We start from the raw sequence: 17,222 nt of genomic DNA, 5'->3' as shown, positions 1-17,222 counted from the left end.
TTTTTAATTTCAGGCTTCGTTATTTTTTAAAATATTAAAAATTAAAACAAATTATTCTCTCAATAACCGTTTTGCCAAAGCAAAATCACCGACTGTGGCAGAACCATTATTACTGATTTCCGGCATAGTGATGTATTGCTCCAATGGTGGCACGTGGACATACTCATTCAATAATGTCGCAAAATCACGCCGTACTTTTTCTAGAAATTTTTCACTGGTAACGCCACCGCCAAAGACAATTTTGTCAGGTCGTAAAATTAAGGTGACTTGCAAGGCAGCCTGAGCTACATAGTAACTCATAATATCCCAAACAGGATCTGAAAGAGGCACATCTTTACCGGCTTTATTAAGGCGAGCTTCAAAAGTAGGACCTGAAACTAAGCCTTCCAGGCAATCTTTATGAAAAGGACAAACTCCTGCAAAATCCAAGTCATCTGGATGACGCTTAACTTTTACGTGACCCATTTCAGGGTGGCCTAAGGATCCGACCAGCTTACCATTAATAATAGCTCCGCCACCTACTCCAGTACCAATTGTATAGTAAACAAGAGAGTCAACATCTTCATTTGACAACTGTGACATTACATATTCGCCAAAAGCCGAACCATTAACATCAGTAGTAAAAAATATTGGAACTTTAATTGTTTTAGTTAAGAAGCCTACAAAGTCAGTATTGTTCCATCCCTTTTTAGGTGTATCAGTGATAAAGCCATAATTAGGTGCTGTTTTCCGCACCTCAATCGGTCCAAAAGACGCAATTCCAATGGCATCTACTGCAAATTGCTTAAAATAATCTACTGTCTTCTGTAAAGTTTCTTCCGGTGTCGTGGTAGGAAAAGTTGTTTGATCTTTAATTTGATAATTTTCATTGCCGACTGCACAAACAAACTTGGTACCGCCAGCTTCAATTGATCCTAATAGCATTTATAACTCCTTAATTGACCTTTCATTTTAATTACTTTTTTATTATAACTCTCAATCAGAATCTAAAAAATTTTTCTCAAATAAAAAGTGTGCTCTCTTGCAAGCCATATAAAACAGTCAGTTATTAAAAAAGCCCGAAGCAATCATACCTCAGGCTTTATATTTTACTTAAACTATATTATTTACCTTATCTATATTAAGTCTTGGAACAATTTTCAATCGGTAATAGCTGTATTACCACATAATTCTATACTTGATCTATTCCTTTAATTAATCAGGATACTTTCCAATTAATAGCACTGGTATTTCTCCCATAGTCCCATACTTAACGAATTCTTTTAGTTCTTTGATAGATGTCAGTGCGATTTTCTTTTCGTATCCTGTCAATTCATTGGCCAACGTTTCAGCTTTAGCTAATAGTTCTGCAGTTTGCTTATTATTATCTCTAGCCGTCGTAACATCCAGCTCTGCCTGCACCAAAGGTTTCAGCTTTTCATCTTCTGTATTTTTGTTATATATACCAGTTAGATATGTAGTAGAACCCTTATATTTACCATCTTTTGAAACTAAATCAACAAACATGCCATTATGAATTGACCAAACTTTTTTAACTTTAAAAAGTGTATTATTCTTGACGATCTTTTTAATGACTTTGGTACTATAGGGTTTACCAGTAGACTTATATAAGGCTCCCTTTGTGGCATCAGTTAGTTTAAAAACATAACCGGCCTGAGCAAACTTTTTGGACAAAGTCTTTTGAGAATAGTGAAAGACCGTTTCTGCGCTAGTAACAGTTTTTGCTTCAATATTGTTGACAGAAAAAACTGCTCCGACAGGAACGCTTAGCAAAGCAGCAGCTATGACAGTTTTAGAAAATTTATGAAAGTCCTTTTTCATTTTTATACCTCATTATTTCATCTTTTAGTAATAATAATGTAATTATATTACGTTATTATTACAAAAGAAACAATAAAGTACTTTTTATAATTTTAAAATATAAACAAACAGGCTAATCATTATGATTAGCCCACTCAACTATTATTCAGTTAATATTAAATTATTTATTAGGTGCATCCTGGATTTTTACATCCGCACCAAGTAGGCGGAGTTTTTCCTGCACGCGATCGTAACCACGGAGAATATTATCAGCATTGTCAATTATAGTCTCGCCATCTGCCATCAAACCAGCTATCATTAAGCAGGCTCCTGCACGAATTTCACCAGCTGAAACCTTCGTGCCATGAAGTTTAGCAGTTGGATGAATCAAAATAATATTATCTTCCACTTTAATGTCCGCACCCATTTTACGCAACTGCTCAATGTGACCGATTCTTTTAGGATAAATCTGGTCAATAATCACGCCTTCACCGGACTTGGCAGAAAGCAGAAGTGGAGTCACCGGCTGCTGCAAATCTGTCGCAAATCCTGGATAAGAAGACGTGCGAATTTGTGTCATTTTTAAATCGCCAGCAGGATAAACATAAAGGGAATCTTCAGTTGCATCAATTACTACACCCATTTCTTCTACCTTGGCTAAATAAGAATCAAGGTGCTCCTCAATAATATTATGAATACAGATGCCATTGCCAATGCAACCGGCAAGGGAAATATAAGTGCCAGCTTCAATTCGATCAGGAATTATTGTATGAGGGGTTTTAGCTTGCAGCTGCTTAACCCCTTCAATCCTAATCGAATCCGTTCCGGCACCCCTGATAATTGCTCCCATATTATTTAAAAACGTAGCCAAGTCAATTATTTCAGGTTCTTTAGCAGCATTATCAATAATAGTTTGTCCTTTAGCGGTTACTGATGCCATAATTATATTCATTGTTGCACCTACAGAAGGCATTGCTAAATGAATAGTAGCACCATGGAGCCCTTCTGCAGGAGAAGTAATTTTTATTTGATCATTCTCATTTTTTACACATGCGCCTAAGGCTTCAAACCCCTTAATATGTTGATCTATGGGGCGGGGACCAATATCATCTCCACCAGGGAAGCCCACAACAGCCTTACCAAAACGGCCAAGAAGAGCACCCATAAAATAATAAGATGCACGCAAACTCTTGATTTTACCACTTGGCAATGGGCTCATCTTAATGTGTTCTGGATTGATACGCAATGTTGTATTGTGAAAATCACTCACAACATCCATTTCACTGAGCAGATCCATTAAGTTGTCAACATCTGCAATCTTTGGAACACCTTCCAAAGTTACCGGTGTACGCGACAATATAGATGCTGGAATTAATGCAACCGTCGAATTCTTGGCACCACCAATCCAGACATCACCTTGCAGGGGCTTTCCACCATGAATTATCATTTGCTTCATTGGCGAAAAAATCCTTTTCTATTTCGTTTAGTCATAATAATGTTATAGGAATTTAACAGAAAAAACAAGAGAAGACCTTTGCCTTCCCTCACCCAAAAATCTGGTTTTTGTATTATTCAACTTTGCCAATTAAAGCTTTTCTTCAGGAAGACCACATGCAGCACCAATAAATGCTTTATACAGTCCTTCCGGCCTTTGCGGTCTACTCAAAAATTCAGGGTGATATTGTGCAGCAATGAAGAATTTGTTTTTAGTTAATTCAATAATTTCAACTAAGTGGTTATCTGGTGATACTCCGGCAAAAGTCATTCCTGCTTTTTCAAATGCTTCACGATATTCATTATTGAACTCGTAACGGTGACGGTGACGCTCCTGAATGACATCTTGATTATCATACGCAGCAGCTGTCTTTGTTCCCTTCTTCAAGGTTGCTGGGTAAAGACCTAAACGCAAAGTTCCGCCAATATTTTCTTCGTCACGCTTATCAGCCATAATGTCAATTACATTATGCTTAGTCTTAGGATCTGCTTCGGTGGTATTAGCATCCTTATATCCTAAAACGTCACGCGCAAATTCGACAGTCGCCATTTGCATCCCCAGGCAAACTCCTAAAAACGGAATATCATTTTCACGGGCATACTTAATTGCTGTAATCATTCCCTCAAAACCGCGTGAACCAAAGCCACCAGGAACGATTAAACCATCGGAACCTTCCATAAAGTCGGCAATATTATCTTCAGTCACATCTTCTGCCTGCACCTTATTAATTTTGACATCAGTATTGTAGGCGTAACCAGCATGTTTTAACGCATCAGTGACAGAAATGTATGCATCCTCAAGTTCAACATACTTACCAACAAGAGTAATTGTGGTAGTGTGTTGCAAATTTTTAACCCGTTCATCAAGCCTTTGCCATTCAGCCATATCAGCTTCATCCTTAGGACTCTTGATATGGAGAAAATCACAGACTTTTTGATCCATTCCCTGTTTTTGGAAAGCTAACGGCAAGTCAAAAAGCGATGGTGCGTTAATTGATTCAATAATACGGTCAACCGGCACATCAGTGAAGTTGGAAATTTTATCCTTATGCTCCTGATCAATTGGCATTTCAGCACGTAACACCAGCATATTAGGCTGAATACCAATACTGCGCAGTTCAGCGACAGAATGTTGGGTAGGCTTAGTTTTCATTTCTTGTGCCGCATGTAAATAAGGTACTAACGTACAATGAATGTACATTACATTTTCTTCACCCACTTCACGGCGCATCTGTCTGATAGCTTCCATAAAAGGAGTAGATTCAATATCACCAACCGTACCGCCAATTTCTGAAATAACAACGTCTGAATCAGTAGTAAGACCTGCACGCATAATTTTTTGCTTAATCATGTCTGTGATATGGGGGATGACTTGAACAGTGGCACCGTGATAGTCCCCGCGCCGCTCTTTTTCCAGTACTTCTTTATAAATTTTACCGGTAGTAACATTTGAATATTTGCTGGTACGTACGTCAACAATTCTTTCATAGTGTCCTAAATCAAGGTCCGCCTCAGTACCATCATCAGTGACAAACACTTCCCCATGTTGATAAGGATTCATTGTTCCGGGGTCAATGTTAATGTATGGATCAAACTTTTGCATTGTCACCTTTAAACCGCGGTTTTTTAATAATCGACCTAAGCTAGAAGCGGTAATTCCCTTACCCAGTGAAGAAACAACACCGCCAGTAACGAAGATATATTTTGTCATTAGCCCAAACTCCTTTGCAAAAAATAAGAATAATCAAAAAATAAAAAAGCTCCCTAACGGGAGCTTAAACGCACATAACGTGCCCAAATAAAATACTATCTATTTTAGGACGCAAAGTCAAGAAAATTATTCATCATCATCTTCGTCGTCATCATCGTTTAATTCTGATAATTGACCTTCAATACCATCCGGTAAGTCTTCATCATCGTCATCATCAGTATTGACATAATCATCGTCACCATCAAAGTCATCAGGCTCATCATCAGCAGTGGCATCCAGATCCTCATCTTCAGGATCATCATTGTCATAATCAATGATATCATCGCTGCCAGTAGCACTTGCCAAAAAGGCATTAACTTTCTTATGGTGAGTCCGAGTATCTTCTTCATCCTCATCTTCAGGATGGTTAACCTCTTCATCTACAGATTCATATGGGAACCATGAACGAAGAGCCCACACATTTTCACCCATTGAAATAAATTCACCATCGGTGTTCATGTCAGTATAGAATTGGGGCAAACGTTCCCTTATTTCTTCATCGCTCACACCTAAGTACTTTTGCACAGCGTTAACAATATCTGCAAAAGCCATTCTCTTATTGTTATCTTCTAAAATTGCGCGAGCAACTTCAATCATTGATAATTCATTGCGATTTTTGTCTTTAAAGTCGTTTAATCCCACAATTGTATTCCTCTCTTTAAAACAGTCTTTTTTATTTTACTAGGCGTTCATGTAAAAATCAATGTGACGGTATAATTACCTATTAAGTATAGACCACTGTAAAGGTTATATTCAATCTGAAGTTCACGGGAATTATTATTTTTAGAAAAAAATTTAATAAATTCAGTTGTACTTTGCAGATCCATTTGATAGCCTTGTGCCACATAGCGACAATCTTTACGTTCGCCAACTATAAAATGTAATTGCGAATAATTATTCCGGTCACTGCCACGCCTAATAATCACATTATTTTCTCTAATCAGTATTTTAACTGGTACCTGGTCATCTTCCAAGTATGAAACTCTGGTAGTTTCACCTGATTCAATTAGTTCTCCTTGGCATTTTTTAGTAAAAGTTTCGCTTTCTTTTCCTTGAGTTATTCTACTAGTAAAATCAATTTTTACTTTAGTCATCTATTTAATTCTTTGTAATAAAAAAGCCAACCATCACGATTAGCTAATATAATTTAACATCCTTCTTAATTTTAGCAGAAATTATTATAAAACAAATTATTTTTTAACACCACTAATTAGTTTTTTAGGTGCTGACAGCAAAATATTAATACCACCAATTATAATTAGGCTTGTACTAATAACAACAATAAATTTTTCACCAAGATGATCAAGAATTACTCCGGCAACAACTGACGAAATTGGTCCACCAATATTGGCAAATGTCCTGATGGTTGTCAAAACTCGTCCTAAGTAATTATCAGAGGTCGAAGTTTGAATAATAGATTCTTCAAGGACATTATGAATACTAGTTGCAGGGCCAAACAGGAAAAGCAGGATACAAAGCATAACCATATTCTTTAGGAAAAAGAGCATAATAATGATAGGTATAGCGCTGATAATCCAGGCCCAACCAATTGTTTTAATTTTAGCTTTCATTTTGCCACCGATGACAGCACCAAGAATTATTCCTACCAGTATACAAATGTAAAATGTGCTATAAAGTGCCGGTTGTCCTGCCTTTGCGGCTATACGAGGCAAGATCAAGATCAGTGCAGGTTGTGCAAATGAATATAGTACGCTGGACCAAAGATAGTGAAACAAAAAGCTGTTTCCCTTTATGTAACGGTATCCGTTGAGAATTTTTTGCCAATATTTTGTTAAGCCTTCATCTTTATTCTCTTTTTCTTTAACTACATTGTGAACAGGAATATTTCTTAGAGCTCTAATTAGTAATAAAAGTCCGAGCAAGCTTAAGCATGAACAAGCTAAAATAATATCTCCACTTGTCAAAAAGGCCAGTAATGCGCCAGAAAGTGCAGTACCACCAACATTGACTAGCTGATCAACAATATTAATCTGGGAAATGATACTGGTCATTTCGCTTTCGTCTAACACAGATTCTTTTAAAATAGCCCGATCAGCGGGACCAAAAAACTCATCACAAATGGACAGAAGTCCGGCAATAATAATGGCAAAAGCGTAATATTTACTAAAGTAAATCATTGCAGCTGTTAACATAAAAAGTAGGACTACTTGGATCACCATTGAATAGATACTGGTTTTCTTGAAAGAATGATTGTCAATGAATGGCCCATAAAAAATAGAAAGGGCTGCAGTTATTGTGAAAATGGCATTGGTAATACCAACAACAGATGAACTCTTAGATTGTATTTGGATCCACCAAATAAATACCATACCAAAAAGTGAGTTGCCTAAACCACTGACTAATCGGGAAAGTAAGTACGGTCTTTTTTCTAACATGATTTTTCCTCTAAAGCTCAGCTTGTTAATAATATAATTTTACATTAAGTACTTAAAATAAATAATCGCTTGTTTTTAAATGGTTCCGAGTCGTTTTATGTTAGATTTACAAAAGAGTTACTTTTAATAAGTTAAACAGTTATGATTTGGTCAAACTTATCTTTATTTTCTTCATGTAACTGATGACTAACAAACACAACAGTAATTTTAGGTTGATTTAAAAAGTCATTTTCAACTTTGATAGCTCCGGCTTTATCTAAACTGCTAGTCGATTCATCCAGTAAGAATAACTTACGGTTGCGTAACAATCCTCGAGCTAAAGCCAAACGTTGCTTTTGCCCACCAGATAAACTAGCGCCACCTTCGCCAACTGGGGTATCTAGTTTCTGAGGCAAAGTGCTGACAAAATCCCATAGATCAGCCTTTTCCAATGCAGATTCTATTTCTTCGTCAGTAAAATGCTGGCCAAGTTCCAGATTATAGCGCACTGTATCATTAAAAAGATATGCAGTTTGATCAATGTAAACTATGTTAGACCGTAATGCATTATTATCAATGTTTTTAATCTCAGTTTGGTCTAATTGAAGATCACCTGTGTAATCGGTCAACCTACCGGCTAGAATTTTTAATAATGTACTCTTACCGCTACCTGATTCACCATCAACAGCAATTTTTTGACCATCATGAATAGTAAAGTTGAGTGGCTTCTTAAATACTGGCTTGCCTGGATGATAAGCAATTTGTAAATTTTTAGCTGTAATATTAATGTCAGTAAGTTTACTGCCGCCTTGAGTATGAGCTTTAAGTGGCTTGTCTAATTGGTATTTACTAAAAATCGGATTGAGAGCTTGCAACTCAGTCAAAATCGGTGCAATAACCGCTAATGAATTAAAAACATTAAAGGCAAGCGAAGTAGATGAATTAATTACCCCAATAGTTACCTGCTTTTCTAAAATCAGAAAACCTGTCCAAGCTTGAATAGCTACTTGACTGATAACATTGCTGGCACCGGCTATACTGCCATTATATGAACTGTACTTTGCTTGTCGTACTTTCGCGCCAATTAATTTTTTTACAGCATCGGTGATACGCTTTTCTATTTGCTGTTCAGCAGTAAAAATATTATAAGTGGCAAATCCTTGTAAACAATCATTAATTACATTAACCACTTTTTCATTTTCCTTACTAGTAGTGAAGTTGCTGGTAGCGACTTTCTTTCGCACAAGTTGAGGTAATCCCAAAGTAAAAAGGGTCAAAATGGCTACTAGAGGCAGAAAAGTCCAATTAAATTTTATCAATGCAATTAGAGAAAAGATGGAATCACCAAAAATTTGTACCATTGAAAATAGATTAGTAAAACCATTTTCTTCAATTAAATTCATGTCATTAGTCAGCCATGATGTGTATACTCCAGTATCATGCTTTTCAAACTGTGAAACTGAATAATCTTCCAAGTGTTCAATAATATCCTGGCGTAGCCTTAAGCTAAGAAATTGCACCGTTTTTACGCTCAATACTTGTTCACTAATTAAGAATACGGTCATTACTAAAAATAATAAGATATTGAGCAAAATATATTTAAAAAAAGCCTGAAAATCAAGTTTAATCAAACTATCTAAAATGAAAACATTAATTAGTGAATTAAGAACCCGAAAAGCTGAGCAAATTAGTTGGAGAATTACTACTAAAGTTACCTTTGCCGGTTCTTGTTTAACGTATTTAAACAAATTTTTCATAAAACTTTTCTCCTGGCACAACGTCTTGTGTCTAAAATAAAAAATGAAATATTCCTATTAAGGACTACTTGTGCTTCATTTTACCATAATAATTTAATAATAAATTACTTTTGTAAAAAATTTCTAAGAAATTAAGAAGGGTTCCGAAAGCTTGAAAGCTTTTGAAACTCTTCTTAGGTTAAAAAATGGTTATTTTTTTGTTTGACCTGATATTATGGAAAGCTTTTTTATTGCCGCTCTTCAGAATGATTATATTGGTATAGCTATTTAAATATAAATGCTGCCGCAAACAGTATATTATAGCTATTACTATTAAAATTTAAACTTTAATTATCTTTTTTATTACAAAAAAGGCCAATCATTATTTACTTAATTAACCTGTATGGTTAAATTAAATAATATCATTGGCCTTTAATTTAATCGTTTTAGAAAAAGTAAATTAATTTTCTGAAGACGATCGATCTCTATTCAAATTGATAAAGTTCAGTTCTGAGTACTAAATTTACATATCAGCTATATAAATAATTACGTTTCTTAAAAGGTCCATAATATTTTCCTCCCTAGATTGTTTTTAAAATATAATAACTCTTATAATGGATATTGTAATTTGTTTTTTCATATTTGAAAAAATTATTTGACCATTTTTTTAACATTGGCCTCATATCCAGATTTAATGAGTATATCTCTAATATTATTTGCTTCTTCTCTTTTATTACTCATTAGGTCTTCATAATATCTACATAAAATTTTCCCAAAGGCTAATTCAATGTCATTAGGCAATCTTTTCAAAAAATTAATTGGTACAGTACATAGATTGTATTTTTTCTCCTTATAACACCAGTCTATATAGTTAATCATTAGCACACTTAATGCAATCATAATTTTTTTATCTAATTTATCAACATTATGATAATGTCTAGTTATACTATTTACTAAAAAAGAGGCCTCATCAAAACTATATATTTGAATAATATTTCCAATTAAAGAAATACGATGATACTCATTTTCATCCGTATCTTTCTGGAAAATTATTTTTTTAATTTTATTTTTTTGAGATTTATCTAGTTTTTTAAGTGCATCTACATCTTTAGTTTGTTCAATTAGCTTTGCTTGTAAAAGAGAAAATTTAATAAAAGCTGTCCTTGGCTTAATCAGTTGCAATTCCTTTATTATTTTTTTTATTACATTATTGTTATCTGAGTATGCAGCTTTAATAAATTTATTCATTAACGATAAAACTAATTTTCTGTTGTCTTTTTTGACTTTAAAATCATTAAAGAATTTCTGTGGTTCAACATTGTGCTTGTGTAAAATTTCCAGAAAATCATTTACACCAATGTCATTTAAGCCTCGCTCGACCTTTGAATAAAAGGAAACGGAAATTACACCAGCTGCCATTTCTGTTTGAGTTAAACCTAATTCTTGACGTAAGGCTTTTAACTTATTGCCTATATAGTTCATATGATCTCCTATCTATTTAATAATATTATTGCCTTTATAATTATGAACAGTTTTGCCACAACTGGCAAAATTTATTATTTAATTTTAATAAAAATAATATTAGCGGCAACTGTATTAAACTAAAAGGCTTAAGTTTGTTATAATTTAGGTATTAAATAACCTTTAAAGATTAATCTAGTAATTTTCGAGGATTTTATATGCCAAATTTCTACAGCAAAAAACTTAAAAAAGAAGTAGTTTTAAGAGATCCGGTTCATGAATACATCCATATTGAAGATCAGGTAATACTTGATATTTTAAAAGCCAAAGAATTTCAGCGTATGCGTAGAATAAAGCAACTTGGGCCAATCTCATATGTTTTCCCTGGTGCAACTCATACGCGCTTTGAACACAATTTAGGTGTCTATGAATTGACACGCAGAATTTGTAATATATTTGCCAAGAAATATCCTTCTCAACGCTCAGGTGATGGTCTTTGGGACGATAACAACAGACTCCTGGTTGAATGTGCCGGACTACTGCATGATATTGGTCATGGCCCCTATTCACATACTTTTGAACATCTTTTTGGTACAAATCACGAAAAAATCGGTCAAAAAATTATCACTGATCCAGATACCGAAATCAATCAGGTTTTGAGGTCTGTTTCACCCAATTTCCCATCCCTTGTAGCAAGCGTAATTGCCAAAACTTATCCTAATCCACAAGTGGTAAAAATGATATCCAGTCAGGCAGATGCTGACAGAATGGACTATTTGCAGCGTGATGCTTATTTTACTGGTGTGACCTATGGTAAATTCGACTTATCAAGAATTTTACAAGAAATTCGTCCATACAATGAGGGAATTTGCTTCACAATGGCTGGTATGCATGCAGTTGAAGATTATATTGTTTCTCGCTATCAAATGTATCAACAAGTTTACTTTCATAGAGTTGGTCGTTCAATGGAAGTAATTTTACAACATTTGCTTGAAAGAGCAAAAATTATTTACCAGCAGGGTAATTTACCAGTAACACCCAGTTTAGCCAAATTTTTAGCCAATGACTGGACGCTTGATGATTATTTGAAGCTAGATGATGGTGTCATGGAAACTAACTTTTCAATGTGGACTAAAGTTAGTGACCCAATTCTGGCTGATTTAACCAAACGTTACCTTTTTAGACAGCCCTTAGCCAGTATTTGTATTGATCAGGAAACCAAAAATTTACTACCTAAATTGAAAGAATTGATTAAACAAGCAGGTTTTGATCCAAACTATTATACAGATACCAATTCGGCTTTTGACGAGCCATACGATGCCTATAAGCCATCAGGCAAAAATGCCAACAGTCAAATTGAAATTATGCAGGATGACGGACAATTGATTGAATTGTCACAATTAAGCCCACTTGTAAGGTCCTTGAACGGCACGCTTCAAGGTGATGAACGTTTCTTTTTTCCAAAAATCATGATGTCAAATAGTGATGAACCACAGATTTTTGATCCTTTATACCAAAAATTCCAACGCTACGTTAAAAATGGTGCGTTAAGATATATAAGAAAACCTAAAAAATAAAAGTCTGCATGAATTATTCTTCCAATTTAACAAAAAGGTGAAAAAATTAATTATTTAAAAAGACTTAGAACAGATAATAACGAGCCTACAGCCATAAATGAATAAAATTTAAATTTTGACGTAATGCAAAATATTGATCTAGCTCTTTTGAACAAGTCTTTATACCAATATTTGAAAAAATGTAAGTTACCACTAATTGAGAATTACGCTGAAATTAACGCAGTTAGAGCAAAAAAAAGCAAAAAAGCTTATTACATTTGAGTGTTGACTTTCTTTTAAAAACTTTAGCTAACGTTGATACAGTTTCAATATCTGGTAAGCGGATTCCTCTAGGAGTATTTGTTTCATACTATAACCCCGATCTATATAAATATAGATTTAATAGCTCAAACAATTAAAAGCCTTATCTCGCTTTTTAAAACGAAATAAGGCTTTTTTAACAACACACAAGTTGTTCACCGTCTAACTTATTGACACACTAGTTTTTTCAATCATGATATAATAAATTTTGCATTATAAAGAAGTAATTTTTTCAATAATTTATCAACACACCACATCTGTATCAAAATAAATTTGATAAAATTACTTTAAATATAACTAAATGTTTTCAATTAATTCCGAATTAATCTATCTAAGGAGTGGCTATCTTGTCGGCTATAAGGAAAGAAGAATTGATAGCTAAAGATATTCAATACCAAATTGAACAAGGCTTCATTAAATATGAACAAAAATTGACTGAACGTACTACAGCCAAAAATTATTCAGTCTCTCGTGGAACTGCCAGAATGGCGCTAAAAAGACTGGAAAAGCAGGGGCTGATCTCTCGCAAACCGGCAGCAGGTTACTATGTTAACTACCGTAAACATGAGCCACTTTTAAATTTGATTAATTCTTTTTCAAATAAACTTGATTACCTTAATATTTCTCAACATGACACAAAATTTGAAATACTAAGGCATAAATTAATCGATACAGATAAGGAGCTTTCTGAAAAATTAAAAGTTTTATTGGGAACAAAGATCTTACTAGTAACTCTTAGAGCCGTTGAAAAAGAATCAAACGGTTATGTAGTTTATAGAATCTTTTTACCAATCGAGAACAGTTTTTCAATAAGTAGTGAAGAATTAATCTTCAATAAAATTAAGGAAAAACTGCAAATGGCGCAAGATGCAGATGTTACGTTAAACTTCTGTTTTGCTGATAAACTAATTGCTAAAGCTCTTAACGTTAAAGTGCAGGAACCTTTACTTTCTGTTGAAACAACATTTACCACTACAAGCAACCAAACTTGTTTGTTTGTAGAGCAATATAGTGACGCCAAAAATACGGTAAGTATTATGCCGTCTCAGATAATAAGTGAAAAACTTGGTACATTTAATGAATAAAATATCTTATAAAGCCCCTTTATACGAACAAATTGAACACCTCTTATACGAAAAAATTAGAACTCAAGAATATTTACCGGGTCAAAAGATACCTAGTGAGCGTGAACTGGCAGAACACTACAAAATCAGCAGAACAACTACAAAGCGTGCTATCAATTCTTTAGTTGAACACGGATTATTAGTGAGAAAACTGGGAAAAGGGACTTTCGTCGTTAGTGGTATTGATCAGCGCTTTAATATTTCATTTGATAGTTCCCGTTCTCTGACCAATTCAATGTCTCTTAAAGGAATTATTATTGCAAATAAACAGATTAAATTTTTTACTGATATTGATTCAAAATTTCTAAGGCAAAAATTAGCTCTTAATGAAACTGAACCGGTTTATGGCGTTCAACGTTTAAAGTTACATAGTGGTAAACCTTTTGCACTTGAGAACTCTTATGTTCCGGGAAAGTTTTTCCCTAACTTTTATCAAATTAATTTTAATAATATCGGTTTATACGATTATATTGAAAGTATGGGTCATTTTTTGAAGTCATATCAAACTTATCAACAACTCGAAACCTTGATGCCTGAAGAAGCAAAATTATTGCAAATCAGTTCCAACTCATTTGTTTTCAAATCTTGCTATTCAACCGCCGACCAAAATCAAAATATTATTGAATACACTGAAAGCTATGTCATAGCAAGCGAAGGTTCAATCCGTTATCACGTAAACCTCAGCAATTAAACTTTATATTTTTTTGAAATGGCAAATACTGGCCAGGAAAAAATAACTAAAGCAATTAATGCCATTAAAATACAGATTAAAAAGAGAAATTCATAATTGGTATTATCAATAATCAATGCACCAAATAAGGGACCTATTGCTTTACCTAGAGCGCTAAACATTTGGACTCTCCCCTGATAGTAACCAGTTAAATTTCTAGGCGACTCTTTGTCTACAAAGCTGGCAACTCCAGGAAAAAGCAATATCTCTCCCAAGGTCAATAGACACATTGAGGTCACATAGAGCCAATAGCCATCTTTAAACGGTAACAATAAAAATGCAAATGATGCCAGCAATAATAAAATACCCGTATTTAGTCTTCCTCTAATATGTTTTAATAATAACTCATCAAAATGAGTAACAACAGGTTGAAATAAAACAATCAAAATTGCATTAAATGTCCATAAAAAACTATAATTTTTTACTTTAAAACCTTTTTCAACCATAAAAGTTGAAAGATTGCTTTGCCATTGTTCATAAATAAGCCAGCAAATTAAAACCATTATGAGGGCTCCTAAAATTTTAGGGGTTAGTTTGCCTTTACTTTCTGTTTCGTTTTTTGAGATCGAAATCTGATTTATTTGAATATTATAATTGATAAAAGCAACCACTAAAAACAATACTTGAATTATAGTTGCAATTGCAAATACATAGCCAATTCCCAAAGGCATAATATATCCAACCGTAAGAGTTCCAAAAACTAAGCCAAAGTTTGACGCAAAGTATAAGAGATTAAATACATAGCTGGAACGATGATTGCCCACTCTAGTTGCCAGAGAATTTTCACAAGTTACCGAAATACCGTTTGCAAGACCAGATAAAATAAGTAACAAGGCATAAGAGGGCCAGGCGTGAAAAAAAATAAGTCCACCTAAAGCAAATATATTTAGAACTATTCCCAGTAAAATAGAGTAATAAGGGCTCCAGCTATCAAACAATTTACCACCAATCAAACTACCTAACATAGTTGCAAATTGATTTAAGAATAATACAGATGCTGCAATTACTAAGCTTTTATGTAAAGTTTCATGTATATAAATTGTATTTAGAGGCCAAATAAAACTCATTGCAGTATTAGTGATTAGTACACCAAGAAGTAGCCATTTTAAAGAAATGGTCCGTCTTTTTTTTAACATTTTTTCACCTTGTTTTTTACTTAAAAAACAAAAAGAAATGAGTTTTTTTAATCTCATTTCTTTTTGATGACTGTTAAATTAAGTAGCAGCTAAACTCCTAAAATGTTAAAGTAGGCTCCTGCTATACTTACGATTAAGACAATCAACATAATCAGTAATGGATTCATTTTCTTCTTAAGCATCCAGTACATGACGCCAAATAACGCTAAGACACCTAGTCCAGGTGCAATACCATCCAGTAGTCCTTGGATGGTTTGGGCGCCCTTTCCGGAACCTATTTTAGTAATAAAGTTAATTTTTGACATGCTCATCGTCATGCCACCAACAACCATGATTCCCATGATTGAAGCATATTCCATAACTTTATCCATAATACCAGACTTCTTTAGTTTATCAATCACGTTTGAACCAAGACCGTATCCTAAAAAAGTCATAACATATCTGATTATAAAATGTGGCACATCAAAAATTATCAAGAAAAGTAACGGCCCCAATATATTTCCCTGCATTGCCAAAGAAGTACCAACACCAGTAGCCAAAATTCTTAAAGTACCCCAGAAGAAGGCGTCGCCTACACCAGACAGAGGTCCCATCATAGCAAGCTTAACGGCCGAAATTGATTGCGTATCAAAATCCGGATCACTGGCATTTTGCTCTTCCATAGCTGTAGCAATACCTTCTGGTAAAGTAATAATATACGGTGTAACATTATAAACTTCTAGACTCCGCGTCAATGCAGCTGATAAATCTTCTTTTTTAGGATAAAGTTTCTTTAAGATTGGAATCATAGCAAAGGTATAGCCAACATTCATCATTCTTTCGTAATTCCACAAATGTTCTGTGGGAATACTGCGCCAAAATACTTTTTGTAGATCCTTTTTAGTTATTTTACCTTTATATTCAGGCTGTATTTTAAAACTCATCGAAACCATCTCCTTGTTCTTCTGTTGCTTGTCCCGCTGCAGTTTCCGTAGCTGTATCTTGACCTTTCTTATCATCTTTTCTCTCAACAAAGATGTACATCACAATGATGATTAAAGCAGCAAATAAAGCTACACCCGTTGTTGACAAGTTGCCGTAAGCAACCATGAAGAAACCAATGAAAAAGAACACAGCAACTTTCTTGTTCATTATCATTTGTGCCAGCATTGCAAATCCTAACGCTGGCAGTAAACCTGAAGCAATAGTCATTCCCGTAGAGATAAATTTAGGCATATTGCTGAGTAAAGTAGTGACCGCATGTTGTCCGAAGTAAAATGCTGTTGGCACAATAACTAAGCCTGGTAACTTACCAGCATAACCACCAATAATCATATTACGTGCAATTGCTTTAGTATCTCCATCCTGTGCGTTTTTATCAATTCTGTGAACAAAGATCAATTTAAGTGGCTGACCAATTGCAGTTTCTAAAGCCAATACTATAGTGGCAATTGGAATTCCCAGTGTTAAAGCGGCTGCTGAATCCGCATGTGCTTGAATAGCAAGTGCTGTACCCAAGATAGTTCCAGAAACCATGTCAGGCGGAATATAAGCACCAATTGAAACCGAGCCTACCATAGCCAGTTCCATGGCACCACCCATAATGATACCGTCTTTTAAATCTCCTAATACAAGTCCAGTTAACATCCCCATAACTAGTGGACGTTGAATTAAACTCGTACCAGTAAAAGCATCACTATAGCCAATTAAAGCTACAATGAAAATTAAAAATGTTTTTAAAATCATTTAGAACATCTCCT

At 34.4% G+C, this 17,222-nt stretch carries 15 protein-coding genes; 3 read left to right on the top strand and 12 right to left on the bottom strand.

Going from position 1 to position 17,222, the window contains the following annotated elements:
* Positions 1-51: 51 nt before the first annotated feature.
* The 9 genes from scrK to AAA915_RS04845 all read right to left on the bottom strand — a co-directional run bounded on the left by scrK (position 52) and on the right by AAA915_RS04845 (position 10,637).
* Positions 52-924, bottom strand: coding sequence for a fructokinase ScrK (gene scrK / locus AAA915_RS04885; protein ID WP_338200887.1), 873 nt, complete (start codon positions 922-924; stop codon positions 52-54).
* A 270-nt stretch (positions 925-1,194) separates the two neighbouring features.
* Positions 1,195-1,821 (bottom strand): hypothetical protein, encoded by a 627-nt coding sequence (locus tag AAA915_RS04880; RefSeq protein WP_338200889.1) that lies wholly within the window; start codon positions 1,819-1,821, stop codon positions 1,195-1,197.
* A 160-nt stretch (positions 1,822-1,981) separates the two neighbouring features.
* Complete coding sequence (locus AAA915_RS04875; protein WP_338200891.1) at positions 1,982-3,256, bottom strand: UDP-N-acetylglucosamine 1-carboxyvinyltransferase; 1,275 nt, start codon at positions 3,254-3,256, stop codon at positions 1,982-1,984.
* 129 nt (positions 3,257-3,385) lie between these two features.
* Positions 3,386-5,005, bottom strand: a complete 1,620-nt coding sequence (locus AAA915_RS04870) for a CTP synthase (protein WP_046325416.1) — start codon at positions 5,003-5,005, stop codon at positions 3,386-3,388.
* A gap of 126 nt (positions 5,006-5,131) precedes the next feature.
* The gene (rpoE, locus tag AAA915_RS04865; protein WP_338200894.1) at positions 5,132-5,686 is read right to left on the bottom strand and encodes a DNA-directed RNA polymerase subunit delta; all 555 of its coding nucleotides are present in this window, start codon (positions 5,684-5,686) and stop codon (positions 5,132-5,134) included.
* 47 nt (positions 5,687-5,733) lie between these two features.
* Positions 5,734-6,138, bottom strand: a complete 405-nt coding sequence (locus AAA915_RS04860; protein ID WP_338200896.1) for a DUF1934 family protein — start codon at positions 6,136-6,138, stop codon at positions 5,734-5,736.
* Positions 6,139-6,234: 96 nt separating this feature from the next.
* Positions 6,235-7,440: an MFS transporter gene (locus tag AAA915_RS04855; protein ID WP_338200898.1), complete on the bottom strand. Its 1,206-nt coding sequence runs from the start codon at positions 7,438-7,440 to the stop codon at positions 6,235-6,237.
* 131 nt (positions 7,441-7,571) lie between these two features.
* Complete coding sequence (locus tag AAA915_RS04850) at positions 7,572-9,176, bottom strand: ABC transporter ATP-binding protein (RefSeq protein WP_338200900.1); 1,605 nt, start codon at positions 9,174-9,176, stop codon at positions 7,572-7,574.
* 630 nt (positions 9,177-9,806) lie between these two features.
* Positions 9,807-10,637 (bottom strand): helix-turn-helix domain-containing protein, encoded by an 831-nt coding sequence (locus AAA915_RS04845; RefSeq protein ID WP_338200902.1) that lies wholly within the window; start codon positions 10,635-10,637, stop codon positions 9,807-9,809.
* Positions 10,638-10,834: 197 nt separating this feature from the next.
* Between AAA915_RS04845 and AAA915_RS04840 the strand changes: the two genes are divergently transcribed.
* The 3 genes from AAA915_RS04840 (at position 10,835) to AAA915_RS04830 (ending at position 14,308) form a co-directional block, all read left to right on the top strand.
* A complete protein-coding gene (locus tag AAA915_RS04840; protein ID WP_338200904.1) occupies positions 10,835-12,193 on the top strand; it encodes an HD domain-containing protein in 1,359 nt (452 codons plus the stop codon).
* A 647-nt stretch (positions 12,194-12,840) separates the two neighbouring features.
* Positions 12,841-13,578 (top strand): GntR family transcriptional regulator, encoded by a 738-nt coding sequence (locus tag AAA915_RS04835; RefSeq protein WP_338200906.1) that lies wholly within the window; start codon positions 12,841-12,843, stop codon positions 13,576-13,578.
* Entirely contained in the window at positions 13,571-14,308 is a 738-nt protein-coding gene (locus AAA915_RS04830) for a GntR family transcriptional regulator (RefSeq protein WP_338200908.1), read from the top strand. Before AAA915_RS04835 ends, AAA915_RS04830 begins: the two co-directional genes overlap by 8 nt.
* Here AAA915_RS04830 and AAA915_RS04825 read toward each other — a convergent pair.
* The 3 genes from AAA915_RS04825 to AAA915_RS04815 form a co-directional block, all read right to left on the bottom strand.
* Positions 14,305-15,483 carry an MDR family MFS transporter gene (locus tag AAA915_RS04825; protein WP_338200910.1) on the bottom strand — a complete coding sequence of 393 codons (1,179 nt, stop codon included), beginning with the start codon at positions 15,481-15,483 and terminating at the stop codon, positions 14,305-14,307. The two genes, AAA915_RS04830 and AAA915_RS04825, sit on opposite strands and share 4 nt — an antisense overlap.
* Positions 15,484-15,572: 89 nt before the next feature.
* Positions 15,573-16,406, bottom strand: a complete 834-nt coding sequence (locus AAA915_RS04820; protein ID WP_046325426.1) for a PTS system mannose/fructose/sorbose family transporter subunit IID — start codon at positions 16,404-16,406, stop codon at positions 15,573-15,575.
* Positions 16,396-17,208, bottom strand: a complete 813-nt coding sequence (locus AAA915_RS04815) for a PTS mannose/fructose/sorbose/N-acetylgalactosamine transporter subunit IIC (RefSeq protein WP_294603256.1) — start codon at positions 17,206-17,208, stop codon at positions 16,396-16,398. The genes AAA915_RS04820 and AAA915_RS04815 overlap by 11 nt, the downstream gene beginning before the upstream one ends.
* Positions 17,209-17,222: the final 14 nt, after the last annotated feature.

The organism is Lactobacillus rizhaonensis (genome assembly GCF_036246345.1).
In the GTDB taxonomy this organism is placed as follows: domain Bacteria; phylum Bacillota; class Bacilli; order Lactobacillales; family Lactobacillaceae; genus Lactobacillus; species Lactobacillus rizhaonensis.
This window is presented reverse-complemented; position numbering and strand designations above follow the sequence as displayed.